The organism is Streptomyces griseiscabiei (assembly GCF_020010925.1).
Classification (GTDB): domain Bacteria; phylum Actinomycetota; class Actinomycetes; order Streptomycetales; family Streptomycetaceae; genus Streptomyces; species Streptomyces griseiscabiei.
Genome location: NZ_JAGJBZ010000002.1, coordinates 2,349,144 through 2,375,784 on the forward strand (window position 1 = coordinate 2,349,144; position 26,641 = coordinate 2,375,784).

Genomic DNA, 26,641 nt, shown 5'->3' on the forward strand with positions numbered 1-26,641 from the left:
CCCCCACGCACCCGCACCCGAAGAACACACCCGAGAAGGCACCCCCATGCCCTTAGCGACAAACACCGACCCCACCCCCGACAAGCCCCCACTCCCACGCGGCACAGGCCAACACGTCCTCATCGCAGCAGACGACCCCTCCACCGCCGAACTCCTCTCCACCACCCTGGAACTGGCGGGCTACCACCCCCACACCACCCCCACCGGCCGAGAAGCCGTCGCCCGCCTCACGGACCACCGCTTCGACCTGGTCGTCCTCGACCTCGCCCTCCCCGACCTGGAGGACCTCGGCCGGGAGCGCCACCCCGTGGCCCACCGCCCACCCGTCCTCTTCCTCACCCAGTACGACTCCCTCGGCAAGCTCCTCCCCGAACTCGGCCTGGGGGAGCAGGACTACGTCACCAAACCCTTCCGTGTCGCCGAGGTCCTGGCCCGCGCCCAGGTCCTCCTGCGGGGCCGAAAACCCGTCCGCCGCGACGGCGAACTGTCCTACTGCGACCTGGTCCTGGACGACCCCGCCTGCCAGGCCCTGCGCGCGGGCCGGGCGTTGAACCTGACCCCGGCCGAGTACCGCCTGCTGCGCTATCTCCTCGTCAACGCCCACAAGGTGCTGTCGAAGGAGCAGATCGGCCGCTACGTCTGGGGCGACTTCCACGGCGACAACGCGATCGAACAACTCGTCTCCCGCCTCCGCCGCAAGGTGGACCGCGAGGGCCCGCCCCTCATCCACACCCGCCGCGGCTTCGGCTACCGGCTCGGCACGGCCGCCGAGCGAAGCGAAGCAAATTCGCCCTGAACCCACGTGATGGCGCCCCACGAGGCCCGGACGAAGAACGCCACGCCACGAAACACACCCTTCTCCCTCCCTCTCCCGCGAACATCAACCACCCAAAGCCACAAGCAAGTTGTGGCCGAAAGACCACCCCTCCCCCCGACACTCCACCCACCCGCGATGTGATCCGGCTCACGTCAGCTTCCTGTCAGCCAACTGACCGCGACCCGTCAGACCACTCTGTTTGCATACGTTCATCGAGGCCTCGACGCATCCCCCGGCGCTCCGCCCCACCGGAGCCCCCACCACCGAGGAGAGACCATGGCCGACACCCTGACCGACACCGCCTCCGACACGAGCGGCCAGTGCCCGGAGTACCCGATGCCCAGGGCGGCGGGCTGCCCGCTGGCCCCACCCCCGGCCGCCGCCGAACTCCGCGGCGAGCAGCCGATCACCAAGGTCCGGATCTGGAACGGCAGCACCCCGTGGCTGATCACCCGCCACGCCGACCAGCGCACCCTGCTCACCGACCCGCGCGTCAGCAACGACGACCACGAGCCGGACTTCCCCCACGTCAACGCCCACCGCGCGGCCATCGCCCCGCACACCCCGAAGCTGATCACCAACACGGACGCGCCGGAACACACCCGGCTGCGCCGCTCGGTCAACGCGCCGTTCCTGGTGAAGCGGATCGAGGCGATGCGCCCGGCCGTGCAGAAGATCGTCGACGATCTGATCGACGCCATGCTGGCCGGCCCCAACCCGGCCGACCTGCTCACCGCCCTCGCCCTGCCCGTGCCCTCGCTCGTCATCGCCGAACTGCTCGGCGTGCCGTACAAGGACCACCACTTCTTCCAGGAGAACAGCAACCGCGTCCTCGACAGCTCCGTCTCGGCGGAGGAGGCGGGCCGGGCCGGCCGGGCGCTGGGCGGATACCTGGACACCCTTCTGCGGGAGAGGCTCGTCGAACCGGGCGACGACGTGCTCTCCGAGATGGGCGCCCGCGTCAAGGCCGGCGAGATGGCCCACGAGGAGGCCGTCAGCATGGGCGTGGCCATGCTGATCGCCGGGCACGAGACCACCGCCACGATGATCAGCCTCGGCACGCTCGCCCTGTTCGAACACCCCGACCAGCTGGCCGTGCTGCGCGACACCGAGGACCCGAAGGTGGTGGCCGGCGCCGTCGACGAACTGCTGCGCTATCTCTCCATCGTCCACTCGGGCCTGCGCCGGGTCGCCAAGGACGACATCGAGATCGACGGCCAGGTCATCCGCAAGGGCGACGGCCTGCTCTTCGACCTCCAGACGGCCAACTGGGACCCGGACGCCTTCCCGGAGGCCGAGCGCCTCGACCTGAGCCGCCCCGCCCGCCAGCACAACGCGTTCGGCTACGGCCCCCACCAGTGCCTCGGCCAGAACCTGGCCCGCCTCGAACTCCAGGTCGTCTACAGCACCCTCTACCGCCGCGTCCCCACCCTCCGCCCGGCCGCCCCCATCGACCAGCTGGCCTTCAACCACACCGGCACCACCTACGGCGTGAAGTGCCTGCCCGTCGCCTGGTGACGGCCTGACCACCCCCCCCACCCCCCCCCACGACTACGCGCGAATCAAGGAGCACCCATGCGTGTGGAACTCGACGAACCCAAGTGCGTGGCCTCCGGCCAGTGCGTGATGGCCTCCCCGGAGGTCTTCGACCAGCGTGACGAGGACGGCGTCGCGATCCTGCTGGAGGAACACCCCGGCGACGACCTCATGGACGGGGTGCAGGAGGCCGTCGCGATCTGCCCCGCCGCCGCGATCCGCCTGGTCGACCGGTGAGGCGGATCGTGGTCGTGGGCGCCTCGGCCGCCGGACTGGCGGCGGCCGAGACGCTGCGCCGCGAGGGCTACGACGGCACGCTCACCCTCGTCGGCGACGAACCCCACGCCCCGTACGACCGGCCCCCGCTGTCCAAGCAGCTCCTCTCCGCCGAGTGGGACACCGACCGGCTGACCCTGCGCGCCCCGGCCCACCTCGACGGCCTCGGCCTGGACCTGCGCCTCGGGACCGCCGCGACCGGCCTCGACCTGACCGGACGCCGCGTACGGCTCGCCGACGGCGACGAGGTGCCGTACGACGCACTGGTCGTCGCGACCGGCGTACGCCCGCGCAGGCTGCCCGGTGAGGGCGCGCATGTGCTGCGCACCCTGGACGACGCGCTGACGCTGCGGGAGCGGCTGACACCGGGGACGCGGCTGGTGGTGGTCGGCGCCGGGTTCCTCGGCGCGGAGGCCGCCGCCGTCGCCTGGCGGCTCGGCGCGAAGGTCACCCTGCTGGAACCGGCCCCGGTGCCGTTGGCGCACGCGGTCGGCGCGGAGGTCGGCGCGGTGCTGTCCCGGGCCCATCTCGACCACGGCGTGGACCTGCGCACCGGAGTCACCGTCACCGAGGTGACCGAGGACGGCGTACGGCTCGCGGACGGCGAGGTGATCGAGGCCGACGAGGTGCTGGTCGCCGTCGGTTCGCTGCCCAACACCGAGTGGCTGGCGGACAGCGGCCTCGGCCTCGGCGACGGCGTGCTGTGCGACGCGTACTGCGAGGCCGCGAAGGACGTGTACGCCGCCGGGGACGTCGCCCGCTGGTACAACCCGCTGTTCGGCGTCCCGATGCGGATCGAGCACCGGACGAACGCCGCCGAGCAGGGCATGGCGGTGGCCCGCAATCTGCTGGCCGCCGACCCGGGGGCGCGCAAGGTGTTCGCGCCGGTGCCGTACTTCTGGTCCGACCAGTACGACATGAAGGTGCAGGCGTACGGCTTCCTGCGCGGCCACGAGGAGGTGTCCGTCGTCGACGGGGACCTGGCCGGACGCCGTTTCGTCGCCGTCTACCGCACCGGCGACCGGGTCACCGGCGCCCTCGCGGTCGGAATGCCGCCGAAGGCGATCCGGCGGTGGCGGCAGGCCATCGCGTCCGGCGCCGGATGGCGCGAGACGTTCCCGCCGGGCACTCCGGCACCACAGGAGGAGGTCGACCATGGTGGAACAGCAGCCCGGCCGGTCGCGTGAGACGACCCGTGACGTGGTCGTGGTCACCGGGGCCGGCGGGATGGGTGTGGCGATCGCACGTCGTATCGGCAACGGCCGTACGGTCCTGCTCGCGGACGCCTCGCAGCGTCAACTCGACCGATCCGTCGGCGCGTTGAGCGACGAGGGCTACGCGGTCCAGGGCGTCCCGACGGATGTGTCCGAGCGCGGCTCCGTCGACAGGCTCGCGGCGGAGGCGGCCGGCGAGGGCCGGGTGGCCGCCGTCGTGCACACCGCCGGGGTCTCCGCCGCGCAGGGCGCGGCGAGGACGATCCTGGAGGTCAATCTCCTGGGCACCGCCCATGTCATCGACGCCTTCGAGGGCGTGGCCGGGCCGGGAACCGCCCTGGTCTGCGTCTCCAGCATGGCCGGGCATGTCGCCTCGCTCGGCGGGGACGACGAGCGGGCCCTCGCCACGGCCCCGGCGGACGCACTGCTCGGCATCGGCGGTGTCGTCGCCGTCGGGGACAGCGCGACGAGCGCGTACATCGTCTCCAAGCGGGCCAACCAGCTGCGTGTGCAGGCCGCCGCGCTCGCCTGGAGCCGGCGCGGGGCCCGCGTCAACAGCGTCAGCCCGGGTGTCATCGCCACCGCCATGGCGAAGGCGGAGGCCGAGGGCCCGAGCGGCGCGCACATGCTGGCGATGCTGGAGGCCAGCGGCGCGGGCCGCACCGGCACCCCGGCCGAGATAGCCGACGCCGTGGCATTCCTCATCGGCCCCGAAGCGCGTTACATCACGGGCACGGACCTGCTCGTCGACGGCGGTCAGGCCGCCTGGCTCCGGCACCACCGGCCGTCCTGACGCCCTCGGGCGCACGCGGCGCACGCACCGCACAACTCCACAGCACCACACAGACGTCCAAGGACCGCAGAGAGGACCCCGATGTCCACCCCCCACACTCCGTCCGGCCCCACGTCCCCCGACCCGCGGGAACTGGGCTTCGACCCGGACGCCCTGCGCGAGCGGTACCGGGCCGAGCGCGAACGCCGGATCCGCCCGGACGGCGGCGCGCAGTACCAGCGGATCGCCGGTGAGTTCGGGCACTACGACGACGACCCCTACGCCGAAGGGGAGTCGGCCCGGGAGCCGCTGACCGACCGGGTCGAGGCGGTCGTCGTCGGCGGCGGCTTCGGCGGGCTGCTCGCCGGAGCCCGGCTGCGGCAGTCGGGCGTCGAGTCGATCCGGGTGATCGAGAAGGGCGGCGACTTCGGCGGCACCTGGTACTGGAACCGCTACCCCGGCATCCACTGCGACATCGAGTCGTACATCTACCTCCCGCTCCTCGAAGAACTGGGCTACGTTCCGAAGTGGAGGTACGCCCCGGGCGAGGAGATCCGGCAGCACACCCGGGCCATCGGCCGGCACTTCGACCTCTACCGCGACGCCTGCTTCCGGACCGTCGCCACCGAACTGCGCTGGGACGACACCGAGTTGGAGTGGATCGTCGCCACCGACCGCGGCGACCGGATCCGGGCCCGCTATGTCGTCGTCTCCAGCGGCACGCTCAGCCAGCCGAAGCTGCCCGGCATCCCCGGTATCGAGACCTTCAAGGGCCACACCTTCCACACCAGCCGCTGGGACTACGCCTACACGGGCGGCGACGCGAGCGGCGGCCTCACCGGGCTCGCCGACAAGCGGGTCGCCGTCATCGGCACCGGCGCCACCGCCATCCAGGTCGTCCCGCACCTCGGGGCCGACGCCGCCCACGTGTACGTCTTCCAGCGCACCCCCTCGACGGTCGACGTACGCGGCAACGGCCCCACCGACCAGGAGTGGGCCAAGACGCTCGCCCCCGGCTGGCAGGGCGAGCGCATGGACAACTTCCTGAGGACCGTCACCGGCGTCCGGGTCGAGAAGGACCTGATCGACGACGCCTGGACCAGCAGCGCCCGCCTCCAGGAGAAGCTGATCCCGACCGCCGCGTACGCGGACGTCCCGGCGGACGAGCGTGAACGCGCCTACGAGATCGCCGACTTCCAGAAGATGAACGAGCTGCGCGACCGCGTGGCGAGCATCGTCGAGGACCCGGAGACCGCCGAGAAGCTCAAGCCCTGGTACCGCTACATGTGCAAGCGGCCCACCTTCAGCGACCACTACCTCCAGACCTTCAACCGGCCCAACGTCACCCTCGTCGACACGGCCGACACCCACGGCGTCGAGCGCATCACCGACAAGGCCGTCGTGGTCGGCGGGGTCGAGTACGAGGTCGACTGCGTCATCTTCGCCACCGGCTTCGAGGTCGGCGTCTCCGGCCTGCTCTCCGGCCGCCTCCCCGCGTACGGCCGGGACGGCGTCGGCCTGCTGGAGACCTGGAGGACGGCCGGCCCGAAGACCCTGCACGGCTTCTACAGCCATGGCTTCCCCAACCTCTTCCAGCTCGGCCCCATGCAGAACGCCAGCGCCGTCAACTACGTCCACATCCTCGACCAGCAGTCCCGCCACGTCGGCGAGGTCGTCGCCGAGGCCCGCAGGCGCCGCGCCCGGTACGTCGAGCCGACCGCCGAGGCCCAGGACGCCTGGGTCGCCACCATCCGCGAGAAGGCCGCCGACCTGTACAGGTTCCACGCCGAGTGCACCCCCGGCTACTACAACAACGAGGGCCGGCCCCGGGCGCGCAGCGAGTCGTACGGCGACGGACCGGTCGCCTTCCACGAACTGCTGCGCCGCTGGCGCGCGGACGGCGGCATGGACGACGTCCTCGTGGGTGCCGAGTGAGGCCCGGGGAGACGACGGTGGACGGCATGGGCGAGCGACCCAACCGGTACGACGCGTCCGGCGATCTCCGTACCACCAGCGCCCGTTGGGAGGCGCGGCGGCTCAACCCGCCCAGTCCGCTGTGGGGTTCCAACGGGGTCGCGTTCGGCCCCGACGGGCGGCTGTACGTGGCGCAGTTCCTCGCCGGGCAGATCAGCGCCGTCGACCCGGCCACCGGGGACGTCGAGGTGGTCGTGCCGATGGACAGCCCGGTGCAGTCGCCGGACGACCTCGCCTTCGGCGCGGACGGCTCCATGTACATAGCCGACCTGGTGCCGGGCCGGGTGTGGCGGCGGAGCCCGGCGGGGGAGTACAGCCTCGTCACCGACGACATCACCAACCCCAACGGCATCACCTGTATCGGGGACCGGCTCTTCGTCAACGAGATGAAGTTCGACGGCCGGCTGCTGGAGCTGTTCCCCGACGGCGGCGACCCGGTGGTGCTCACCGAGGGCCTGGCCCTCGGCAACGCGATGCAGCGCGGCCCGGACGGGCACCTCTACTACCCGCACATGATCACCGGGCAGGTCTGGCGCATCCCACCGGACGGCGGAACGCCCGAGGTGGTCGCCGAGGACGTGCACGAGCCGGTCGCGGTCCGCTTCGACCGGGGTGGCGTCCTGCACGTCGTCTCACGCGGCGTCCAGGGCATCGTCACCCGGATCGACCTGCACGGAGGCGGCACCCGCACGCTCGTCACCAGCGGGCTGAAGGGCCTGGACAACGCGGCGTTCGACGCGGAGAACCGGATGTTCGTCTCCAGCTACGCCGCCGGCGGCGTCAGCGAGCTGCACCCCGACGGCCGTACCCGCGACCTCGTGCCCCGCGGCTTCGACGGGCCCTACGGCATCACGGTCGACCTCGGCGGGAGGGTGTACGCGGCCGACCACTACCGGCTGGCGACCCCGGCGCCCGACGAGGTGGACACACAGCTGCTGCTGCCCTTCGCGCACGGCATCACCGCCGACGGCGAACTGCTGCACTACACCTCGCAGTTCGGTGCCGTACTGACCTACGACCCCGGCTCCGGTGCCGTCCGGGAGCGGGCGCGCGGTCTCGACCGGCCCATCGGGATCGCGGTGGGGCCGGACGGTTCCCTGGTGGTGGCCGAGGCGGGCGCGGGCCGGGTCGTGGCGGTCACCACCCCCGCGTCGGACACCGCCGACGTTGTCGCGGACGCGGCCACGGTGACCGTCCTCGCCGAAGGGCTCGACCGGCCCACGGACGTGGCCTTCGACGCGGCGGGCCGCCTCTACGTCAGCGAGGAACGGCTCGGGACCGTCCTGCGGATCGAGACGGACGGCGGCGGGACCACCGTGGTCGCGGACGGTCTCGGCGCGCCGCAGGGGCTGGCGGTCCTGGGCGAGGAGCTGTTCGTGGTGGAGACCGGACCGCGCAGGCTGCACGCGGTCTGCCTGGTCACGGGGGAGCGGCGCACCGACGCCGAGGACCTTCCGGTCGGACCGCCTCCGGGTGTCGTCCCCCGGGAGGAACCGGCGCTGTTCGCCGGTGGCCTGCCCGGGATGGCCCGCCGCTTCGCCGGTCTCGCCGCGGACCTGGACGGGACCCTCCTGCTGTCGGCCAACGGCGAGGGCACGGTACTGCGGCTCACGCCGAAGGCGGGGTCGGGAGAAGGGGCCGGGGCAGGGGCGGAGGCGGGGGTTCAGCCGGAGCGGTAGAGGTCCGAGAGCAGTTCGATGGCGGCCGGGGTGGCGGGATGCGGGTCGTCCCGCCACCAGGCCAGCCGCACGGCGATCGGCTCGGCGTCGCGCACCGGCCGGTAGACGACACCGGGCCGCCGGTACTGGTTGGCCGTCGACTCCGGGGTCACCCCGACGGCCCGGCCCGTGGCGATGGTGGTGAGCCATTCGTCGACGTCGTGCGTCTTCTCGGTCGCGGGCCGGGAGCCGGGCGGCCACAGATCGGGGGTGGTCGTCCCGGTGCGGCGGTCCACCAGCAGGATGTGCCCGCTGAGATCGGCCAGCCGCACCGACCGGCGGCGGGCCAGCGGATCGTCGCTCGCCATCGCGCACATCCGCCGCTCCAGCCCGACGATCGCCGAGTCGAACCGCCGGTCGTCCACCGCCCGCCGGACCACGGCGAGATCGCAGGAACCCTCCGCCAGCCCGGCCGTGGGGGAGTTGGTCCGCACGAACTGCAGATCCGTCTCCGGGTGCGCGGCGCCCCAGCGGCGCTGGAACGTCAATGTGTGCCGGCCCAGCGCCGACCAGGCGTAGCCGATCCGCAGCCGCACCTGGCCCGAGGCCACCTCCCGCACGAGGTCGTCCACCTCGCCGAGCACCCGCCGCGCGTGCGACACCACCCTGAGCCCGGTCGGCGTGGGCGTCACCTCACGCGAGGTCCGGCGCAACAGCCGTACGCCCAGGGCCCGTTCGAGCGAGGCCAGGGTGCGGGACACGGCCGCCTGGGAGACGTCGAGCGCGATCGCCGCGTCGGTGAAGGTGCCCTCGTCGACGATCGCCATCAGACAGCGCAGCTGCCGCAGCTCCACATCCCTGACGGCCTGGCCCGTGTCATCCATGACTCCAGCGTATAGATCCTCCGGTGGATGCATTTTGCGCAACGATGGACCGGGCGCACCATCGGCGCATGGACACCGCCGCCGCTCCCGCCACCGCCCTCGCCCCGGCCGGTACGGGCCCCGTTCCGGCCGCCGCCCCCGCGCCGGGTGGCGCGCGGCCGGCCGCCGTCCTCACCATGCTCGGCTGCGGCGCGTCCAACCAGGTCGGGGCCGCGCTGGGTTCACTGGCCTTCCCCGTGCTGGGGCCCGCCGGGGTGGTCGCGATACGGCAGTACGTCGCCGCCCTCGTCCTGGTGGCCGTCGGCCGGCCGCGGTGGAGGTCCTTCACCGCGCGTCAGTGGTGGCCGGTGGTGCTGCTCGCGCTGGTGTTCGGGACGATGAACCTGTCGCTGTACACCGCCATCGACCGCATCGGCCTGGGGCTCGCGGTGACCCTGGAGTTCCTGGGCCCGCTCGCCATCGCCCTGGCGGGGTCGCGCCGCCGGGTGGACGCCTGCTGCGCGCTGATCGCCGGTCTGGGCGTGGTCACCCTGATGCGCCCCCAGCCCTCCGCCGACTACCTCGGCATGGGCCTCGGTCTCCTGGCCGCCGTCTGCTGGGCGTCGTACATCCTCCTCAACCGCACGGTCGGCCGCCGTATCCCGGGCGCGCAGGGCTCCGCGGCCGCCGCGGGCCTCTCCGCCCTGGCCTTCCTGCCGGTCGGTGCCGTCGTGGTCGTACGGAACCCGCCCACCGTCGGCGCCGTCGGGTACGCGATCGCCGCCGGGGTCCTCGCGTCGGCCGTGCCGTATCTCGCGGACGTGTTCACCCTGCGCCGCGTACCCGCCCAGGTGTTCGGGCTCTTCATGAGCGTCAACCCGGTCCTCGCCGCGCTCGCGGGCTGGATCATGCTCGGGCAGGATCTGGGCGGGGTCGAGTGGGCGGCGATCGGCGCGGTCGTCGCGGCGAACGCGCTCTGCATGCTGGTGCCGCGCCGCTGAGCCCCGGCCGTGCGACCCTGTGATGACAAAATTGTTGACAATTTTGTTGGCCTGGATTTACGTTCGACAGGCACTCGCTCAGGGAGGGCACGATGCGGGAGGAAGCCCGTCCGGGCACCGGGGAGCAGGCCAAGCGGCTCGCGCTGGCGAAGCTGCGGCAGGCGATCGCGCACGGCGAGATGGCACCGGCCCAACGGCTGGTCGAGAACGAACTCGCCGAGCAGTTCGGTGTGACACGGGCCAGCATCCGTGCGGCGCTGATCGATCTGGAGGCCGAAGGACTGGTCGAGCGGATCCGTAACCGGGGCTCACGGGTGCGGGTGGTGAGCGTGGAGGAAGCGGTCGCCATCAGCGAGTGCCGCATGGTCCTGGAAGGGCTCTGCGCGGCGAAGGCGGCGACCCTGGCCACCGAGGACCAGCTCGCCGAACTGGCCGACATCGGCACGGCGATGACCAAGGCCGTGGCCGACGGCGAACCGGTGACGTACTCCGAGCTGAACCAGCGGCTGCACACCCGCATCCGGGAGATCTCCGGCCAGCGGGTGGCCGTGGAACTGCTGGAGCGGCTCAACGCCCAGCTGGTGCGCCACCGCTTCCAGCTCGCGCTGCGGCCGGGGCGTCCCCAGCAATCCCTGGGTGAACACCTGGCCATGATCGAGGCGATCACGGCGAGGGACCCGCGGGCCGCCGAGGAGGCCGTCCGCGCCCACCTCATGAGCGTGATCACCGCGCTGCGCGAAGAGCCGCGTCGCGCCTGACGCTCCGGGGTGGGCGGAACTGCCTGTCCACCGAGGAGAGCTGACCCATGACCGACAGCACGGCGCCCGCCGCCGCCCCACCACGATCCACACCGCGGTCGACACCACGATCGACCCTCGTCGTCACCGCCCACGCGGGCGACTTCGTGTGGCGAGCCGGCGGCGCCCTGGCCCTGGCGGCCTCGCGCGGGGAGCGGGTCACCATCGCCTGCCTCACCTTCGGTGAGCGCGGCGAGTCCGCGAAGGCCTGGCGCGAGGGCCGGACGCTGGACGAGATCAAGGCGATGCGGCGGGAGGAGGCCGAGAGGGCCGCCGCCACGCTCGGCGCCGCGATCGTCTTCTTCGACGCCGGCGACTATCCCCTGATCCCCGCACCGGAGTTGACCGACCGCCTGGTGGCCGTCTACCGGCGGGCCCAGCCGGACGTCGTCCTCACCCACCCCCTGGAGGACCCCTACAACGGCGACCACCCGGCCGCCGCCCGCATGGCCCTCGACGCCCGGGTCCTCGCGCAGGCCATCGGCTACCCCGCCGAGGGCGAGATCATCGGCGCCCCGCCCGTCTTCTTCTTCGAGCCCCACCAGCCCGAGATGTGCGGCTTCCGGCCCGAGGTGCTCCTGGACATCACCGAGGTGTGGGAGACCAAGCGCGAGGCCATGGAGTGCCTGGGCGCCCAGCGGCACCTGTGGGACTACTACACCGACCTCGCCGTACGCCGGGGAGTCCAGCTCAAGCGCAACGCGGGCCCCAACCTGGGCCTCGCGCACCGGACCATGGCCGAGGCGTACATGCGTCCCTACCCGCAGGTCACGGGGGTGCTCGACTGATGGGCGGCGTGATCGTCACCGACCCGCCGAAGGCGGACGCGAAGGACGTCGAGGCGATCGGCCGGTACGGCGTCGCCACCGTCCACGAGGCGATGGGCCGCACCGGTCTGCTCGGCACCCGCCTCCGCCCCAACCAGCGGGACACCCGGATCGCCGGCACCGCCGTCACGGTCCTGTCCTGGCCCGGCGACAACCTCATGATCCACGCGGCTGTCGAGCAGTGCGGCGAGGGCGACATCCTCGTCGTCACCACCACCTCCCCGTCCACCGACGGCATGTTCGGCGAACTCTTCGCCACCGCCCTCCAGCGGCGGGGCGTACGCGGCCTGGTCATCGACGCGGGCATCCGCGACACCGCCGCACTGCGCGCGATGGGCTTCCCCGCCTGGGCCGCCGCCGTCAGCGCCCAGGGCACGGTCAAGGCCACCGGCGGCTCCGTCAACGTCCCCGTGGCCGTCGGCGGCCAGGTCGTCCACCCCGGCGACGTGATCCTCGCCGACGACGACGGCGTGGTCGTCGTCCCCCGCGCCCGGGCCCGCCGCACGGCCGAGGCCGCCGAGGCCCGCGAACGCAAGGAGGCCGCCTCCCGCGCCGCCTTCCTCGACGGCCAACTAGGCCTGGACCGCTACGGGTTGCGCGAGACCCTCGTAGGGCTCGGGGTGACGTACCGGTCGTACGACGAGTACGCGGGCGAGGAGCCCGCGCGGTGACCGGGTGGTCCGGGGGAGTCCGCTGCACGCTGATGCGCGGCGGCACCTCCAAGGGCGCCTACTTCCTCGCCGACGACCTGCCCACCGACCCGGCCGACCGCGACGACCTGCTGCTGCGGGTCATGGGCAGCCCCGACCCGCGCCAGATCGACGGCCTGGGCGGTGCCCACCCCCTGACCAGCAAGGTGGCCGTGGTGTCCGCGTCGGCCGGCCCCGGGGCCGACGTCGACTATCTGTTCCTCCAAGTAGGCGTGGACACACCGGAGGTGAGTGACCGTCAGAACTGCGGCAACCTCCTCGCCGGGGTGGGCCCGTTCGCCGTCGAGCGCGGACTGCTGAGCGCGGGCGAGCGCGAGACGTCCGTACGCATCCGCATGCTCAACTCCGGTGACCTCGCCGTCGCCACCTTCCCCACCCCCGGCGGCCGGATCGCGGTCACCGGGGACGCGGAGATCTCCGGAGTGCCGGGGACGGGCGCGCCGGTGGTGATCGGGTTCCCGCCCGGCGGCGGCCCTCTGCTGCCCACCGGGAACGCCCGGGACGTCGTCGCCGGCACCGAGGTGACCTGCGTGGACACCGGCATGCCGACCGTCCTGATCCCCGCGACCGCCCTCGGCGTCACCGGTCACGAGACCCCCGAGGAGCTGGAGAAGGATCTCGCGCTCGCCGCCCGGTTGCGCGAGATCAGGCTGACCGCCGGCCCGCTGATGGGCCTCGGCGACGTCGAGCACACCACCGTGCCCAAGCTCAGCCTCCTCGCCCCGCCCCGGGACGGCGGCGCGGTCGCCACCCGCACCTTCGTCCCGGTGCGCTGCCACACCTCCATCGGCGTCCTGGGCGCCGCGAGCGTGGCCGCCGGACTGCGCGTCACCGGGGGAGTGGGCGAAGGCATCGCCCGGCTCCCCGCCACCGGAGACCGTGTACGCCTCGAACACCCCACCGGCTTCCTCGACATCGAGACCCGGGTGACGTACGGCCCCGACGGGAGCCCCTCGGTGAGCCGCACCGCCGTCGTACGCACCGCCCGCAGGATCTTCGACGGCACGGTCTTCCCCCGGCCGCCCGTCCCCTCCCGCCGCCCCTGACCCGCTCCCCGTATCCAAGGAGTCCCCGATGACCCCGCCGCTCGGCGACATCGCCCACCTCGGCCATGTCGAACTGCTCACCCCCGACCTCGACCGCAGCCTCTGGTTCTTCACCGAGATCCTGGGCCTCACCGAGAACGGCCGCTCCGGCGGCTCGGTCTACCTGCGGACCTGGGACGACTACGAACACCACAGCCTCACCCTCACCGCCCACTCCACGTCCGGCGTCCGCCGCACCGCCCTGCGGGCCTCCGGCGAGGAGGCACTGCGACGCCGGGTGAAGGCCCTGGAGGACACCGGCCGCGCGGGCCGCTGGGTCGAGGACGAACCGGGGATCGGCCCGCTCTACGTGACCACCGCCCCCGACGGCCACGAGATCGCCCTGTACTGGGAGACCGAGTGGTACGAGGCGCCGGCCGACCTCAGGCCGGGCCTGAAGAACCAGCCCCAGGCCAAACCCGGCCACGGCGTCGGGGTCCGCCGCCTCGACCACGTCAACTTCCTCGCCGCCGACGTCGGCGCCGACGCCGCCTTCACCCGCGAGGCGCTCGGCGCCCGCCCCACCGAACAGATCGTCCTCGACACCGGCAGGGTCGCCGCCCAGTGGCTGACCTTCACCAACAAGTCGTACGACGTCGTCCACACGGAGGACTGGACCGGCTCGCACGGCCGGCTGCACCACATCGCGTTCGCCACCGACACCCGCGAGGACATCCTGCGGGCCGCCGATCTCTGCCTGGACCAGGGCGTGTTCATCGAGACCGGCCCGCACAAGCACGCCATCCAGCAGACGTTCTTCCTCTATGTCTACGAGCCGGGCGGCAACCGGATCGAGCTGTGCAACCCCCTCACCCGGCTCGTTCTCGCCCCCGACTGGCCGCTCGTCACCTGGACCCAGGCGGAGCGGGCCAAGGGCCAGGCGTGGGGCCTGAAGACCATCGAGTCCTTCCATACGCACGGCACTCCGCCGGCCGACCGACGGACTCCGCGATGAACTTACTTGAGTCAGGCAACAAGATGGTAAAGTGGAGCCCATGTCCCCATCACCGCCATCCTCCGACCCCGCCTCCCCGGAAGTGGTCGAGATCGAGCGAGCCCTCACCCGCATCACCTACCTCAGCACCCGGGCCCGGGCGCACGAGCGTCTGATGAGCCTGGCCGGTGTGCCGCTGGACCGTGCCGCCGTCGCCCTGCTGCGGCAGATCGCCGACTCCGAGCCGCTGCGGCCGGGGGAGCTGGCCAACCGCCTCGGCGTCGAGGCATCCCATGTCACCCGCCAGGTCCAGCAGCTCCAGAAGACCGGCTACGTCACCCGCGTCCCCGACCCGGACGACCGCCGCGCCCAGCGCATCGAACTGACCCCGGTCGGCCGGCAGGCGATAGGGCGTATCCGCGAGGCCGGCGTCCGCGGCATGCAGATGGCACTCTCCGAGTGGTCCCCCGAGGAACTCCAGCAGCTCGCGGGGCTCTTCCACCGCATGGTCGACGACTTCCTGACCCACGCGAACGACCTTGTCGAAGAGCACGGGGCGTAGCCCCGGCTCTTCAGGGGCGCGGGGAACTGCGCGACCAGCCCCACCGGCCCGCACTCCGCACACGACCGTCAGTACCCGAGCTGCCTGCGGACATACGGCGTCATCAGTGTCCGCGCCTTCGCGAGCGTGGACGTACGCGCCCCCAGCACCGCCGTCTCCCCACCCGGCACCGGCAGCAGCGTGATCCCGTCGGCCGGCCCCAGCGGCACGATCAGCGGCGTCCGCCGGACCGGCCGGTACGGACGAGGCTGCTTGCGGTGCCGCCCCGAACCCGTCAGGTGCGAACGGATGTTGTGGGCGGCGATGTCCGCCTGGGCGAAGGCGACGGGGGAGATCTTCAGCTCGCTGACATCGTTCACATCGCCTACCGCGAACACGTCCAGCTGCCCGTCGACCCGCAGCATGTCGTCGACCTTGACCTGCCCGGCCTCGTTCAGCCACGCCCCGTGCCCGGCCAGCCGCAGCCAGAGCGTGTTCGGCGTGGTGCCGTTGGCCCAGAAGGACAGGTCGGCCTCGACGAGGTTCCCCCGCCCGTCCCGATAGGTGCCGAAGTCGGGGCCCGGGGAGACGAACGAGTCGAGCCGTACGTCCACGTCGTGCGACTCCAGCCAGGCCAGGGCCCGCCGCCCGGCCCGCCTGCTGCCGGTGGAGTTGAGCAGTTCGGACCCGGCGTGCGCGAGGGTGACCCGCGCCTCCGGCCGGGCGAGCCGCACCTCGGCGGCGAGTTCCACCCCGCCCGGCCCGCCGCCGACGATCAGGACATGCCCGGCGGCGGCCACGCTCTCCTGGTGCGCGGCGAACGTCTTGCCCGCCTCCTCCACGGTGGTGCCCAGGAAACGGGCCGGCTCCGGATAGTCCGCACCCGTCGCGATCACCACCACGTCGTACGGCAGCCGCTCACCCGTGGCGAGCCGCACCTGCCGCTCGCCCGTGTCGATGTCGATCGCCTTGCCCACCACGACACGGCCGTTGCGCAGCAGTCGGTCGTAGGGGACGAAGGGCGTCCACGTCCATGCCTCGTGCACGCCCGCGCGCAGTGCGGCGATGCGGTGGAAGAAGACCTCCTTGCGGTCCACGAGGGTGACCCGTGCGACCTCGTCCAGCTGCTTGGCGAGGCGGATGCCCCCGTATCCGCCGCCGATCACGATTACTTCGCCGTCGAGCACGCCAGTTCTCCTGTGCGGTGTGGGGGGAGAGATGACGAGCGTAACGTTTGAAACTTAAAGCTGCGGGCGGGGCTCGTGTGTGTTGTGTGAAGCGACGACGGACGACACGAGTCATCGGCCGCCCGTGCTCTGCCTAGGCTGGGGCCGTGACCGACAACGACCGGCCTCTCGCCGTATTCGACCTGGACAACACCCTCGCCGACACCGCGCACCGGCAGCGGTTCCTGGAGGGCGCGCGGCGCGACTGGGCCGCGTTCTTCGCCGCCGCCCCGCAGGATCCGCCGCTGGCGGAGGGGGTCGCGCTGGCGCGCGAGAGCGCCGAGGAGTGCGAGGTCGTGTATCTGACCGGGCGGCCCGAGCGCTGCCGCCGCGACACCGTCGACTGGCTGGCCGCGCACGGACTGCCCGAGGGGCGGATCTGGATGCGCCGGAACAACGACCGCAGGCCCGCCCGCCGCACCAAACTGGAGATCCTCCGCGAACTGTCGCGGACCCGGGAGATCCGCGTCCTCGTGGACGACGACGAACTGGTCTGCGAGGACGCGGAGCGGGCGGGCTTCACGGTCGTCCGGGCGCGCTGGGCCGCCGCCTCCGCCGCGCTGAAGGCGGCGCAGGAGCGGGAGGGGCGGACCTGAGCGTCCGCCGCGGCGGTCCGGTCAGCCGGTCTCGTCGTCCAGGCGGAAGCCGACCTTGAGGCCGACCTGGTAGTGCGCGATCTGCCCGTTCTCGATGTGCCCCCTCACCTGCGTCACCTCGAACCAGTCCAGGTTGCGCAGGGTCTGGGCGGCGCGGGCGACGCCGTTGCGGATCGCCTGGTCCACGCTCTCGTCCGAACTGCCGACGATCTCGGTGACCCGGTACACGTGGTCGGTCATACGGGTTCTCCTTGTCGCGTGCTCCGTCGGTGGCCGGTGGGCCACATCCATCCACGGTGCCTCAGGCTCCGCCGGTTCGCGAGGGGGCCGGGGTGGGTGGGGGTGCGTCGTCGGGTGCGGGTCCGGTGGGGGCTGGTCGGGCAGCCCCTGCTTTTCAGGGGCGCGGGGAACTGCGCGAGAAGCCCCACCGGGCCGCACCCGACGACGTACCCCTCAGCCCAGCCCCGACCTCCCTACCCGGCCCGGCTCAAGGACAGCGCGAAACGACCGCCCTCGTCCGTCCACCAGTGGGTCAACCCCAGCCCGGCGGAGGCGAGTTCGGCCCGCACCCCCTCCCTCCTGAACTTCGCGGACACCTCGGTCCGCACCTCCTCCCCGGCCTCGAACTCGACCGCGAGGCCCAGCGCGGGGATCTTCACGGTCTGCGCCACGAGGGACCGCAACCGCATCTCGATCCACTCGCACTCCACGTTCCAGAGGGCGACATGCTCGAACGCGTCGGGGTCGAAGTCCGCCCCCAGCTCCCGGTCGACCACGTTCAGCACGTTCTTGTTGAACTCGGCTTATGCGGGCGCGGACATGTCCGGATGCCAGCCGTAGAACCTGGGAGGCGCATCGGGACGTTTCGTCGGAGGTAGCCCTCACTCGCGTCTTCCTCGCCTCGTTCCTCGTCAGGCATGCGATCTTTGATCATCTCCATGATGTGGCTGCTCGGTAGCCAGTCGGGCGGTCGGTTCTCGGCAATGCGCCGGTTCTCCTCCAATCGGCAAGCCCGTTCTAGGTGACACGCGGCCAGCGGTGGACGGAGAAGAAGGCTCTGCATAACCGCGCCCTTGAGCTCCGCTGTGAGATTGCTGCCGGACCGCACGTCGGGCTCGACCTCCTGCGGCTGACGGGTGTGTACGGCCTCCCAGCGTATGTGTCTCGTGACCTCGTCGATAGTGGATGTCCGACCGAGTCATTGGACTGTTTCACTTCGCGACGCCATGGATGTGACATCCGCTCCTGGAGCGCGAATTCGTGGGCATCCTGTTCGCTAATGATGAGCGCCGCGACCTCGGTCCGGAGGTGGTGCTCAAGGAGAAGCAGGACACGGCTCTCTCTGGGAATTACTCATTCCCATGACGGCGGCGATCGGCGCGGCCGTCGAGCAGGACCGATGAACAGGTGGCGGAATATCTCGACGTCAGCTCACAATTCTCGGCCTGGCGCATGAACGCTTCAAGCGCTCAGGAAATCGCCCAACGGACGCTTCAGGAGCGGTCGATGGGGATACAACGTTAGTCCGTCAGGTCCCTGGTTCACCGCTGACAGCGAGGATGATGCCCCGACGCCTTTCTCGCGATATCAGCGTTGAGCCTCGTGAGTCGTCAATGCCTGTCGGTCACCGGCGGGCCGCGCCTCCGAACCCATGCTTGCTGTGTTCTGCCAGTGTCCAGTGCAGATCTCCCGACACCGAGTGGACACTCCACGAGCTGATTTGTCCTGCGACCGCCAATCGGTCAAGCGCATTCACGAACTCCGTTGTGGCCAGCCCACACTCCCGTGCCATCCGATCCACTTCCATTATTCCGTGGATGCTCTCCGGGGTGGTATGAGCCGTGAGGCACATGGTGATCAGACGAGGAAGCGGGGCGCAGTCCCTACGGACGCGGCAGGCGGCGCGCAGCGCCCAGTCCGCGGCGACGAGCCGGTCAGGGCGGGCCGGGCATTGGGCGAAGAGCCCTACGTCGAGGAGTTGGACAACCACAGCGCCTGCTTTGGCGCGCGACGCAGGCGGAGGTGCATACAGCCAGCGGGCCTGGTGTAGCTCCCGCCAAGAATCCCTCGCAGGTTCCAGACGAAGGCTGCGCAATACTCCGAGTGGCAAGCGGACTTGAGCTGAGTCGTTCATGCGCAGGGCGCATTGCAGGGCGATCAGACGGGCGGCGGCTCCGGTCTCGGCCGGCAGGGCAGAGGAGAGGTAGCTGAGCATCTCCCGGACCCGGGTTTGGGCATCCGGGCCTCTGGGGCTGCGGCGTTTTCGACGGACGCCCACATGCGCTGATGGTGCTGCCGGTGCGTTGATCAATGTGTCCGGAACGACGGCCGCTTGAGACGTGGCGGCGGCACAGGCTGTGCACATGTCAGCCAGGCGCCAGAGTCGTCCGCCTCGCTCGCGCGCTACCACAAGCCGGATGGGTCCACCACAGCCTCGATGGCGTGGGTGCCAACTGCAGCCGCGTTCGTGGCACTGGCAAGTCCGAAGGTGCGCGGGGAGGAGATCGCGGCGAGCGTGTCCTGCCAGGTGGGCCAGAAGCTCCGACCGAGCGGAAGTGCTGCCGAGGAGTCGCCCACTGTGGGAGCACTGCTGGCATACGAGGATCGGTCCGCCGGGCTCCGGGCGCAGTTCCACGGTCCAGGCGCGCCCGACGCCGGGTCGTGCCGTGCAAAGCCTCATGGGGGGCGTGTTCCTCCCGTCATATCTGCGCCGGACCCGCAGAGGAGTGGGGTGGCTCGCACACGGTAGTGCAGACCTCTGCCCTCCCTCCGGTGTCACTATCAGCGGAAATAGGGCAGAGGTCTGCACTGACAGGGCAGTAGTCTGCACCGTCGGATTGTCGGGTGACGATCTTCCCGCCCGACCCCGATTTCGAGGCGCTGCGTCTGGAGCTTGCGCGGCTGCGGGCGGCGCAGGGCTGGAGCTATGACGAGCTCGCTGCTCGAAGCGGCCTGGCCAGAAGGACCCTCATTGAGATTGAGCAGGGACGAACCCTCGGCACTCTCAAGACCTGGCACGCACTCGCCCATGCGCTGAACACTCCGCTGGACGAACTCTTCGGAACGCTGTGTAAGGGGCACGAGCCTCCAGGGTCGACCGACGTTGGCCTCTGACTGGCAGGCCCTGCGCCAATCACCCGGACCGGTGACGCGACGCGAACCTCTGATCGGTATCTCGCATGTGTGTTTCATGAGATGGGGCTGTTCGAGGTACCTTCCGGCCCCGACGCCACCGATGCGGCGTGTTGCCTGGCACCTTCACGCTCATGCGTTGTTCATCCACACCGTGGCACTGGGACGGCAGCCCCGCTGTCTCCCACTCCCGACGCTCACTGCGTGTCCAGCACGACAGCCCCAGTCGACTCCTGCGCTGTGCTCAGCGAGATCGGTGCCGACAGTGCGGCAACCTGGTCGAGTGGTACGAGCGCAGCTTTGCGCGGCCCGTTTGCCTGCACCCTCGGGAGGTGCCCGCGGTGAAGGTGCCCGCAGCCCACCGCTGGCACGTCAGCTCCGGTGTTGCGCATCCGGCTGGCGACGGCAGTGCGTGGTGCCGCCTGGCGCATGGCCATGTCTGCCCCGCTCGTGAAGCTGTGCCCGAAACATCCGCGTTGGATGGGCTGCGGCGCGTGCTGGCTCTGAACACGCGCCGTCGGATCGACAGCGGCGCGTTCACCCCCGGCGCTCCTCCGAGCCGACCAACGGCACAACCAGACGTCTGTCGACCCGCCAGGCCCGTCGTGCAGCTCCTGTACGTCCGCTACCTTGCTGCGCACCCCGTGGACGAAATCCAGTGCGTGGCACAGACACGGCGCCGCGACCGTTGTACGCAGAGGCTCCTCCGCCCGGGGGAAACCCAGGTGGGCGTCTGGACGCTGGTACCAGCCACGGCCGCAAGGGGACAACTTGCTCTGCCCTGCGAGGTCATGGCGCTATATGACCTCACGGCCCTGCCCTACGCCGAGCAGCTGCGCTGGCGCATGCAGCGCTGTTCCGCTCACGCCGCAATCCCGTCAGCAGCGGACCTCGCGTTGGCTGACTGGGAACCCTTCGACCCCATGCTCCATCACGCGCACGTCCGCAACCGCCTGCCGGATCACGTCCGTCGTCCACGCCAGACCCATCACGAGCACGGAACGGGCACGCCGTGACGTCGCACCACGCCATTGAAATCCTGCTGACCAGGCCAGCCACAGACGGTGAGCTCGATCGAGTGCGTCGTACGGTGCCGCTTGCAGCGAGCAGGGACCGCACCCGGCTGATGGCCGTCCACCCGGCCAAGACGCCCAGCCGCGCGCTGCAATCACTGCGCAGACGACTGCAACACCTTCTGCCCATCGACGTGCTGACCACCCACTACCCCGACCAGCACGGGCAGGTCCTCCTCAACCTTGAACTCAGCCGTACCGCGCGAGCGGCGATTCACCGGGCCGCGACTGCCAGTGGACAGCGGCCCGGAGACTTCGTCGGCCGGAGTGTGACCGCAGCCCTCGATCGGAACGAGAGGGAACGCTCTCGGCAACTGACGGCGCAACTCGAAGACCTACTGGCTCGCCATTCCTCCGAGGACCTACTGGCCTGCACAGCCCGAATCCTGCTCCGCCGTCGTAGCTCGGCCGCATCTGACTCATACGCAGCCGACCGCGATCGGCGAGGCCACACGAACCCCTAGTCCTTTCCTCCGTGGAGGCCACGTTGTACACGCCCACCGACGAACAGGCTCATGCCGTCAAAGCCTTCCAAGATGGCCATCACCTCGTGCTACAGGCCGGCGCCGGCACTGGAAAGACCAGCACGCTGAGCCTGCTCGCCTCCAGCACCAAGCGCCGAGGGCGCTACCTCGCCTTCAACAAGGACATCGCACGCGACGCCTCAGGACGCTTCCCGCGATCCGTGATGTGTAAAACCGCCCATGCCACTGCTTACGCCGCGCTCGGCCATCGTTTTGCCCGCCGCCTCAACAGTCCGCGGCAGCCCGCATGGAAAACCGGCCAGGCCCTCGGCATCAACCGCTCCGTCCGCATCGGGGATCACAACATCACCCAGCGGACGCTTTCACACGCCGTCGTGCGTACCGTGACGCGCTTTTGCTACTCCGCCGACCGCGCCCCGGCCTGTCATCATGTACCACGCTTGCGCGGCCTGGACGCGCCCGGTGAGCACGCCCAAGTGGTAGATGTGGTCGTGCCGTTCGCCGTGAAAGCCTGGGCAGATCTACAGAACCACGAGCAGGGCGTGGTCCGCTTCGAACACGACCATTACCTGAAGATGTGGGCCCTGACCGCACCGAAGATCGAAGCAGACTTCCTCTTCCTCGACGAGGCCCAGGACACGAACCCCGTCCTGGAACAGGTCTTCGCCGCCCAGCGTGACCACGCCCAGTTGGTCATGGTCGGCGACTCCGCCCAAGCCATCTATGGCTGGCGCGGCGCCTGCGACGTGATGAGCCGCTTCGACGCGGCGCAGCTGACCCTGACACGCTCCTTCCGCTTCGGCCCCGGGATCGCCGACCAGGCCAACCGGTGGCTCGCCCTTGCCGACGCTCCCATCCGGCTGACCGGCACGGACACCATCCCCGCCGAAATCGGCGACGTCCGCAGCCCGGACGCGGTGTTGTGCCGCACCAACATCGGCGCCATGGCGGAAGTCATGCGCCTGCTCGCTGACGGTAGGCGCGTCGCCCTCACCCGGGGAGGGCAACAGTTGGCTGCGCTGGCCATCGCAGCCCGCGATCTGAAGGACGGCCGCCGTACGAACCACCCGGAGCTGGTGCTGTTCGCCTCCTGGGGCGAACTGCAGGACTACGCCGCATACGACCCGGCCGGCCGTGACCTCCAGCCCTTCGTCGATCTCGTCGACACCCACGGGCCTGACGCGATCCTCGCCGCTGTTGAGGAACTCACAGACGAGACGACCGCCGACGTCACCGTCTCGACTGCTCACAAGGCGAAGGGACGCGAATGGCACGCCGTGAAGATTGCAGAAGACTTCCCGGAGCCGAAGGACACGGACCAGCATGACAACGAAGGCCGCCCGATTCCGGAACCTGTGAACGCCACCGACGCCCGCCTCGCCTACGTCGCGGTCACCCGCGCCCGCAGCCGACTCGACCTCGGCGGACTGGCATGGATCGAAAACCGCTCATCCGTTTCGGAGTGAGGGACTGTAAAACTGGCTGGACAGACCCGTGGCGCGTGGGCGTGCTCCCCGGCCTGGATGTCGGCAAGGGCGCTCACCACGGCCACGTCCTGGTGAGCGTGGACCAGCCCGCCTCATCGGAGCCCCCTGACCGTCGCCCGGGATGCGGGCTGCAAGGTCGCCCACCTGCCCGGCCTGGCGATGCGCCGAATCGCCACCTCTATCCGGGCGAGGCCAAGACCGACGCACACCCACTGCACTTACATAGATGTAGGTACCTTACTCAAAGGTGGGTACTTTCCTGGAGTTAGCGCTTGCCGTCGGTTGGCGACATCGCACCCCACAAGGAGTTCTGATCATGAGCATCGTCGTCACCGGGGCCACCGGCCACCTGGGCCGCCACGTCGTTGAGCAGCTGCTGGAGAAGGTTCCGGCCGACAAGATCACCGCGGTCGCCCGCACCGTGGAGAAGGCTGCCGACTTCGCCGCCCGCGGCGTGAAGATCGCGCTCGCCGACTACAACGCTCCCGACTCGTTCGACGGCCTGTTCGCCGCCGGCGACAAGGTGCTGCTCATCTCCGGCAACGAGTTCGCCAAGGGCCGGGTCCAGCCGCACAAGGTCGTCATCGAGGCCGCCAAGGCTGCTGGCGTAGCGCTGCTCGCGTACAGGCCCAACACGTCCACGGCCAGGCACCTCTTCCTGCCCGGCACCTTTTTCGAAGCGTCCTTGCCCGTCGTGTCCGCCGGGACGCCGACGGCCGCGTGGATGCTCTGGGTGTCCAGGACCACCAGGCTCGGGTCGGCTAATCGCTTCCGGCTCTCGCGTAGCTGCCAGCGCAGGAGGTCGTGAACGGTCTGGTCGGTGCCGTCGTCACGCCAGGCGGCGAAGTAGTAGTACGTCGCGCTCTTCGGCGGCAGATCGTGCGGCAGGTACTCCCACCGACGGCCGGTGCGGTTCTGGTAGAGGATCGTGTTGACGATCTCCCGCATCGCGTACTTCCCCTGATGGCCGGTGGCCGAGGGGTGCTCGGCCTTCCAGGCGCTGATCACGGGCTCGATCAACTGCCACTGCTCGTCCGTGAGATCACTCGGGTACGGATTGCGACCACTCATCCCGCCACCCAAGCGAACCCCGAACGCCTGACCGGCAGAGACGTCCCAACCTCACCCATCGAGCGACACCAAACCCGGTATTACGGCGCGAACCACACTCTCACCTCATACCGAACATCACAGTACGAAGGTGCACGCACACACGATGCAGCATGATCGGATGACAAACAGGGCTATCGACGAGAGATGACCTGAAGGTGTATTCGGCGTGAAACCCGGGGCCGACCACTAGACACATCCCCGTAAGCGCCCGCCACCTGCCCTGCGACCTGGCCCTTCACTCCACGCAAAACGCCTTGAAGGCTCGCCCCGACCCCAGTCGGATACGACCGAAACGGAACTGTTTGCAGGCTTCGTGAGGGCCGACGCTGGAAATGAGAGTTGACAAGGCCTCTGACCTGCGCACTATCACTTTCACGGTCATCGAAGTAGCTTGGGTTTGTGGACTTGTAAATGAGAGTGGGTCTGACCAGGCCTTATCGAGTAGAGGCGACCTCCAAAGGTTACCGCCGTGATCGTCCCTGTTTTCAGAGCTGGCGGCGCATCACGTCGATACAGGTGGCCCGGGCTGCGGTCGATCGATCGCGTGGGTATGGAGCGCCCAGGTTCATTCCACTGTCGGTGGTGATCGGTGGCTGCTGCCAGGCGAGAGTCATCTGTGCGCCGGACTCGGCTCGTGCCGTTGCCACGAGGGTCGCGTAGGGGGCCGCGACGGCCGATGCCTCGATCTGAAGCCATGCCTGATGGAAAGCCATGCGAGCGAGTAGGCCGCTGACCTCGTCGGTCAGTTGTTGTCGTACGGCGGAGGAGGACTCGGGGCGGCGGCGTATGCGGTACGGTATCTCCAGGTACTCCTCGACAACCGTCAGCGCTTCGGCGAAGGTCTTCGCCCGGCGCTCCTTTCGTACGGCCCGCTGGTTGAGCACGTACGAAAGGAAGGCGCCGAAGAGGGCCATGAACGGGACGATCAGTGCGGTCGTCTCGGCCCAGGTCCAGCCACTGTTCGTCGTTTGTGCCGCCGCGATGACCGCCACACACCACTCTCCGGCATGCCGTGAGGAGCGTCCTCTATCAGCCACTGGCCGCCGGACTCACCGCCGGTGAGCCGCCAGTAGTGTTCGAGGAACAAGTGTGTGCGGACAATCTCGATGAGGTCCAGAAGCCCTCTGGAACTCGTCCATCGACGCTCGTCCGGATCGAGCGGAAACCAGAGGCAGAGGGCATCGTCGAATGAGTGCCGGTGCTTCGATCGGGCCCCGGGCTTGGCGTGGACGCGCGGGAAATCCTCGGGCCGTTGGCCGTACATCAGGTAGGGAGGGTCCGTGTAGAAGCGGATCCGGACGTCGACGGGGTCAGGCTCGCCTATGACTTCGAGCCCGGTGAGCTCGTACGTCAGTGAGTCGCGGTGGTACGTGTGGTGGAGAGCGTCGCCGAAATGCCGCCGGGCGTCCCGTTCGAGTGGGGCCCACCAGGCTGGCTGGGCCCCGTACCAGGTCGGCACGGCGTCACTCGCCCCACGCCCGGGGCCAGGTCGGAGTGGTCAGCCCGGTGGCGAGCCCCAGCCCGGAGAGGGCCGTGCCGCCCGAGCGAACGGTCCCCGCCAGGCGGTCTGCTTCCTCCTCCGTGGCATCCACGTCCGGAACGAGTTCCGGGAGCACCTGGTGCAGCGCGTTCTGGGCGCTGAGTGGCCGCCCGGCCTTCTCGTGCTCGATCGCCAGATCGATGTACTTCCGCGCGGTGCAGAGCCGCTTATGTACCTCGCTTCGCGGCATGTTGAGCGGGATCGGGCCGGCCACCTTGGCCGGGTCGGGCGTCGGGCCCTTGTCGATCTCGATCGCCGCGTAGGTGAAGAAGACCTGCAGCGCGTTGATCAGCGGCATGGGCCCGTCGAGACAGCCGAGAGACAGGGCCTTGATGTTCCAGGAGCACATGGGCTTGCTGTGGGTGCCGTTCCAGTGCTTCAGCAGCCGGACTGTGCGTGCGAAGACGACCTTCGTGTCGTCGATGGCTTTGAGGACCATCCGCGTGTGGGTGATTGGGTCCGCGCGGTCCCACTGATCGGCGATCTTGGTGTTCGGGATGTACAGCCCGTGGCCGGAGGGGTGCGGGAGCGCGGTCATGACGTCCGCCGTGAAGTCGGCTTGCCCTGGGGTGACCGGGTCGCCGAAGCGTACGAGGACGGTGCGGCGGCGGCCTTCGACTTCGACGGTGAGGTTGGGGAATTCGTCCTTGAGGTCCTCGCGGATCGCGTCGCGGGCGATTTCCATCAAGGGCCGGGCACTCTTCTTGCCGGGGCCGTACGGCTGGGCGTCCTTCTTCGTGAGGACGACGCCGAGGTCGACGTCGGTCAGGGGTGTGTTGGCGTCGCCGTGCGCGACGCTCCCGTTGAAGTAGGTGGTGGAGCCGGGGAAGGCCCGGCGTACGGACGTGGCCAGAAGCTGGCGGCGGCGCTTGGCCTCGGCGAGTTCCTTGTCGGTTACCTGGATCTTGCGGCGCCCTTCGTCGAGGAGCTGCGCAAGAGACTCTTTGCGGACCATCGGTACCTCTCCATCTGCCAGGGGGCAAT

The 26,641-nt window shown here is 70.2% G+C and carries 23 protein-coding genes and 4 pseudogenes; 20 read left to right on the forward strand and 7 right to left on the reverse strand.

Features of this window, described 5'->3' with window-relative positions:
• Positions 1–46 precede the first annotated feature (46 nt).
• The 7 genes from J8M51_RS27535 to J8M51_RS27565 all read left to right on the forward strand — a co-directional run bounded on the left by J8M51_RS27535 (position 47) and on the right by J8M51_RS27565 (position 8,268).
• Positions 47–796 carry a response regulator transcription factor gene (locus J8M51_RS27535; protein WP_086763800.1) on the forward strand — a complete coding sequence of 250 codons (750 nt, stop codon included), beginning with the start codon at positions 47–49 and terminating at the stop codon, positions 794–796.
• A gap of 297 nt (positions 797–1,093) precedes the next feature.
• Positions 1,094–2,335 carry a cytochrome P450 gene (locus tag J8M51_RS27540; protein WP_216590101.1) on the forward strand — a complete coding sequence of 414 codons (1,242 nt, stop codon included), beginning with the start codon at positions 1,094–1,096 and terminating at the stop codon, positions 2,333–2,335.
• A gap of 57 nt (positions 2,336–2,392) precedes the next feature.
• Positions 2,393–2,590: a ferredoxin gene (locus J8M51_RS27545; RefSeq protein ID WP_086763690.1), complete on the forward strand. Its 198-nt coding sequence runs from the start codon at positions 2,393–2,395 to the stop codon at positions 2,588–2,590.
• Positions 2,587–3,816: an NAD(P)/FAD-dependent oxidoreductase gene (locus tag J8M51_RS27550; RefSeq protein WP_267299548.1), complete on the forward strand. Its 1,230-nt coding sequence runs from the start codon at positions 2,587–2,589 to the stop codon at positions 3,814–3,816. Before J8M51_RS27545 ends, J8M51_RS27550 begins: the two co-directional genes overlap by 4 nt.
• A complete protein-coding gene (locus J8M51_RS27555; RefSeq protein WP_086757747.1) occupies positions 3,785–4,636 on the forward strand; it encodes an SDR family oxidoreductase in 852 nt (283 codons plus the stop codon). The genes J8M51_RS27550 and J8M51_RS27555 overlap by 32 nt, the downstream gene beginning before the upstream one ends.
• Positions 4,637–4,717: 81 nt before the next feature.
• Positions 4,718–6,550 carry a flavin-containing monooxygenase gene (locus J8M51_RS27560; protein ID WP_086757748.1) on the forward strand — a complete coding sequence of 611 codons (1,833 nt, stop codon included), beginning with the start codon at positions 4,718–4,720 and terminating at the stop codon, positions 6,548–6,550.
• Between the two features lie 26 nt (positions 6,551–6,576).
• The gene (locus J8M51_RS27565; RefSeq protein ID WP_086757751.1) at positions 6,577–8,268 is read left to right on the forward strand and encodes an SMP-30/gluconolactonase/LRE family protein; all 1,692 of its coding nucleotides are present in this window, start codon (positions 6,577–6,579) and stop codon (positions 8,266–8,268) included.
• On the opposite strand, the gene J8M51_RS27570 is transcribed toward J8M51_RS27565, so the two are convergent.
• A complete protein-coding gene (locus J8M51_RS27570) occupies positions 8,253–9,131 on the reverse strand; it encodes a LysR family transcriptional regulator (RefSeq protein ID WP_086757750.1) in 879 nt (292 codons plus the stop codon). The two genes, J8M51_RS27565 and J8M51_RS27570, sit on opposite strands and share 16 nt — an antisense overlap.
• Positions 9,132–9,199: 68 nt before the next feature.
• On the opposite strand from J8M51_RS27570, the gene J8M51_RS27575 reads away from it, so the two are divergent.
• The 7 genes from J8M51_RS27575 (at position 9,200) to J8M51_RS27605 (ending at position 15,026) form a co-directional block, all read left to right on the forward strand.
• Entirely contained in the window at positions 9,200–10,111 is a 912-nt protein-coding gene (locus tag J8M51_RS27575; protein WP_398856974.1) for an EamA family transporter, read from the forward strand.
• A 92-nt stretch (positions 10,112–10,203) separates the two neighbouring features.
• Complete coding sequence (locus J8M51_RS27580; protein ID WP_086753442.1) at positions 10,204–10,869, forward strand: GntR family transcriptional regulator; 666 nt, start codon at positions 10,204–10,206, stop codon at positions 10,867–10,869.
• Between the two features lie 47 nt (positions 10,870–10,916).
• Positions 10,917–11,696 (forward strand): PIG-L deacetylase family protein, encoded by a 780-nt coding sequence (locus tag J8M51_RS27585; RefSeq protein ID WP_086753444.1) that lies wholly within the window; start codon positions 10,917–10,919, stop codon positions 11,694–11,696.
• Complete coding sequence (locus J8M51_RS27590) at positions 11,696–12,406, forward strand: 4-carboxy-4-hydroxy-2-oxoadipate aldolase/oxaloacetate decarboxylase (protein ID WP_086753446.1); 711 nt, start codon at positions 11,696–11,698, stop codon at positions 12,404–12,406. The genes J8M51_RS27585 and J8M51_RS27590 overlap by 1 nt, the downstream gene beginning before the upstream one ends.
• A complete protein-coding gene (locus tag J8M51_RS27595; protein ID WP_264761013.1) occupies positions 12,403–13,491 on the forward strand; it encodes a 4-oxalomesaconate tautomerase in 1,089 nt (362 codons plus the stop codon). The genes J8M51_RS27590 and J8M51_RS27595 overlap by 4 nt, the downstream gene beginning before the upstream one ends.
• A gap of 28 nt (positions 13,492–13,519) precedes the next feature.
• Entirely contained in the window at positions 13,520–14,485 is a 966-nt protein-coding gene (locus J8M51_RS27600; RefSeq protein WP_086753448.1) for a catechol 2,3-dioxygenase, read from the forward strand.
• Positions 14,486–14,525: 40 nt separating this feature from the next.
• Positions 14,526–15,026 (forward strand): MarR family winged helix-turn-helix transcriptional regulator, encoded by a 501-nt coding sequence (locus J8M51_RS27605; RefSeq protein WP_179202929.1) that lies wholly within the window; start codon positions 14,526–14,528, stop codon positions 15,024–15,026.
• 68 nt (positions 15,027–15,094) lie between these two features.
• On the opposite strand, the gene J8M51_RS27610 is transcribed toward J8M51_RS27605, so the two are convergent.
• Positions 15,095–16,192 (reverse strand): NAD(P)/FAD-dependent oxidoreductase, encoded by a 1,098-nt coding sequence (locus tag J8M51_RS27610; RefSeq protein WP_086753452.1) that lies wholly within the window; start codon positions 16,190–16,192, stop codon positions 15,095–15,097.
• A gap of 146 nt (positions 16,193–16,338) precedes the next feature.
• Between J8M51_RS27610 and J8M51_RS27615 the strand changes: the two genes are divergently transcribed.
• Positions 16,339–16,827 (forward strand): phosphatase domain-containing protein, encoded by a 489-nt coding sequence (locus tag J8M51_RS27615; protein WP_267299549.1) that lies wholly within the window; start codon positions 16,339–16,341, stop codon positions 16,825–16,827.
• Positions 16,828–16,848: 21 nt separating this feature from the next.
• Here J8M51_RS27615 and J8M51_RS27620 read toward each other — a convergent pair whose 3' ends face one another.
• Positions 16,849–17,067 (reverse strand): dodecin, encoded by a 219-nt coding sequence (locus J8M51_RS27620; protein WP_216590089.1) that lies wholly within the window; start codon positions 17,065–17,067, stop codon positions 16,849–16,851.
• A 233-nt stretch (positions 17,068–17,300) separates the two neighbouring features.
• Positions 17,301–17,630 (reverse strand): annotated as a pseudogene (locus J8M51_RS27625) (L-histidine N(alpha)-methyltransferase); the annotation flags it as partial.
• A 2,041-nt stretch (positions 17,631–19,671) separates the two neighbouring features.
• Here J8M51_RS27625 and J8M51_RS27630 point away from each other — a divergent pair.
• From J8M51_RS27630 to J8M51_RS27650, 5 genes and pseudogenes are all read left to right on the forward strand, one after another.
• Positions 19,672–19,941 carry a helix-turn-helix transcriptional regulator gene (locus tag J8M51_RS27630; RefSeq protein ID WP_086755547.1) on the forward strand — a complete coding sequence of 90 codons (270 nt, stop codon included), beginning with the start codon at positions 19,672–19,674 and terminating at the stop codon, positions 19,939–19,941.
• 152 nt (positions 19,942–20,093) lie between these two features.
• A complete protein-coding gene (locus J8M51_RS27635; protein ID WP_086755555.1) occupies positions 20,094–20,975 on the forward strand; it encodes a DUF6083 domain-containing protein in 882 nt (293 codons plus the stop codon).
• 544 nt (positions 20,976–21,519) lie between these two features.
• Complete coding sequence (locus J8M51_RS27640; protein ID WP_086755554.1) at positions 21,520–22,983, forward strand: UvrD-helicase domain-containing protein; 1,464 nt, start codon at positions 21,520–21,522, stop codon at positions 22,981–22,983.
• Positions 22,984–23,018: 35 nt separating this feature from the next.
• Positions 23,019–23,210, forward strand: a pseudogene (locus J8M51_RS27645) (IS110 family transposase); the annotation flags it as partial.
• 110 nt (positions 23,211–23,320) lie between these two features.
• A pseudogene (locus J8M51_RS27650) lies at positions 23,321–23,629 on the forward strand (NAD(P)H-binding protein); the annotation flags it as partial.
• Here J8M51_RS27650 and J8M51_RS27655 read toward each other — a convergent pair.
• The 3 genes and pseudogenes from J8M51_RS27655 to J8M51_RS27665 all read right to left on the reverse strand — a co-directional run.
• Positions 23,602–24,075, reverse strand: a pseudogene (locus J8M51_RS27655) (transposase); the annotation flags it as partial. The pseudogenes J8M51_RS27650 and J8M51_RS27655 sit on opposite strands and share 28 nt — an antisense overlap.
• 527 nt (positions 24,076–24,602) lie before the next feature.
• On the reverse strand, positions 24,603–25,109 hold the full coding sequence (locus J8M51_RS27660) for a hypothetical protein (RefSeq protein WP_256964549.1): 507 nt from the start codon (positions 25,107–25,109) through the stop codon (positions 24,603–24,605).
• Positions 25,110–25,580: 471 nt separating this feature from the next.
• Positions 25,581–26,612 (reverse strand): hypothetical protein, encoded by a 1,032-nt coding sequence (locus J8M51_RS27665; protein ID WP_086755544.1) that lies wholly within the window; start codon positions 26,610–26,612, stop codon positions 25,581–25,583.
• Positions 26,613–26,641: the final 29 nt, after the last annotated feature.

Coding starts and splice junctions, on each gene's coding strand:
- J8M51_RS27600 (WP_086753448.1), top strand. CDS start 13,520: ATGACCCCGCCGCTCGGCGACATCGCCCACCTCGGCCATGTCGAACTG.
- J8M51_RS27575 (WP_398856974.1), top strand. CDS start 9,200: ATGGACACCGCCGCCGCTCCCGCCACCGCCCTCGCCCCGGCCGGTACG.
- J8M51_RS27535 (WP_086763800.1), top strand. CDS start 47: ATGCCCTTAGCGACAAACACCGACCCCACCCCCGACAAGCCCCCACTC.
- J8M51_RS27540 (WP_216590101.1), top strand. CDS start 1,094: ATGGCCGACACCCTGACCGACACCGCCTCCGACACGAGCGGCCAGTGC.
- J8M51_RS27585 (WP_086753444.1), top strand. CDS start 10,917: ATGACCGACAGCACGGCGCCCGCCGCCGCCCCACCACGATCCACACCG.
- J8M51_RS27545 (WP_086763690.1), top strand. CDS start 2,393: ATGCGTGTGGAACTCGACGAACCCAAGTGCGTGGCCTCCGGCCAGTGC.
- J8M51_RS27570 (WP_086757750.1), bottom strand. CDS start 9,131: ATGGATGACACGGGCCAGGCCGTCAGGGATGTGGAGCTGCGGCAGCTG.
- J8M51_RS27580 (WP_086753442.1), top strand. CDS start 10,204: ATGCGGGAGGAAGCCCGTCCGGGCACCGGGGAGCAGGCCAAGCGGCTC.
- J8M51_RS27565 (WP_086757751.1), top strand. CDS start 6,577: ATGGGCGAGCGACCCAACCGGTACGACGCGTCCGGCGATCTCCGTACC.
- J8M51_RS27620 (WP_216590089.1), bottom strand. CDS start 17,067: ATGACCGACCACGTGTACCGGGTCACCGAGATCGTCGGCAGTTCGGAC.
- J8M51_RS27590 (WP_086753446.1), top strand. CDS start 11,696: ATGGGCGGCGTGATCGTCACCGACCCGCCGAAGGCGGACGCGAAGGAC.
- J8M51_RS27665 (WP_086755544.1), bottom strand. CDS start 26,612: ATGGTCCGCAAAGAGTCTCTTGCGCAGCTCCTCGACGAAGGGCGCCGC.
- J8M51_RS27635 (WP_086755555.1), top strand. CDS start 20,094: ATGCGTTGTTCATCCACACCGTGGCACTGGGACGGCAGCCCCGCTGTC.
- J8M51_RS27560 (WP_086757748.1), top strand. CDS start 4,718: ATGTCCACCCCCCACACTCCGTCCGGCCCCACGTCCCCCGACCCGCGG.
- J8M51_RS27605 (WP_179202929.1), top strand. CDS start 14,526: ATGTCCCCATCACCGCCATCCTCCGACCCCGCCTCCCCGGAAGTGGTC.
- J8M51_RS27555 (WP_086757747.1), top strand. CDS start 3,785: ATGGTGGAACAGCAGCCCGGCCGGTCGCGTGAGACGACCCGTGACGTG.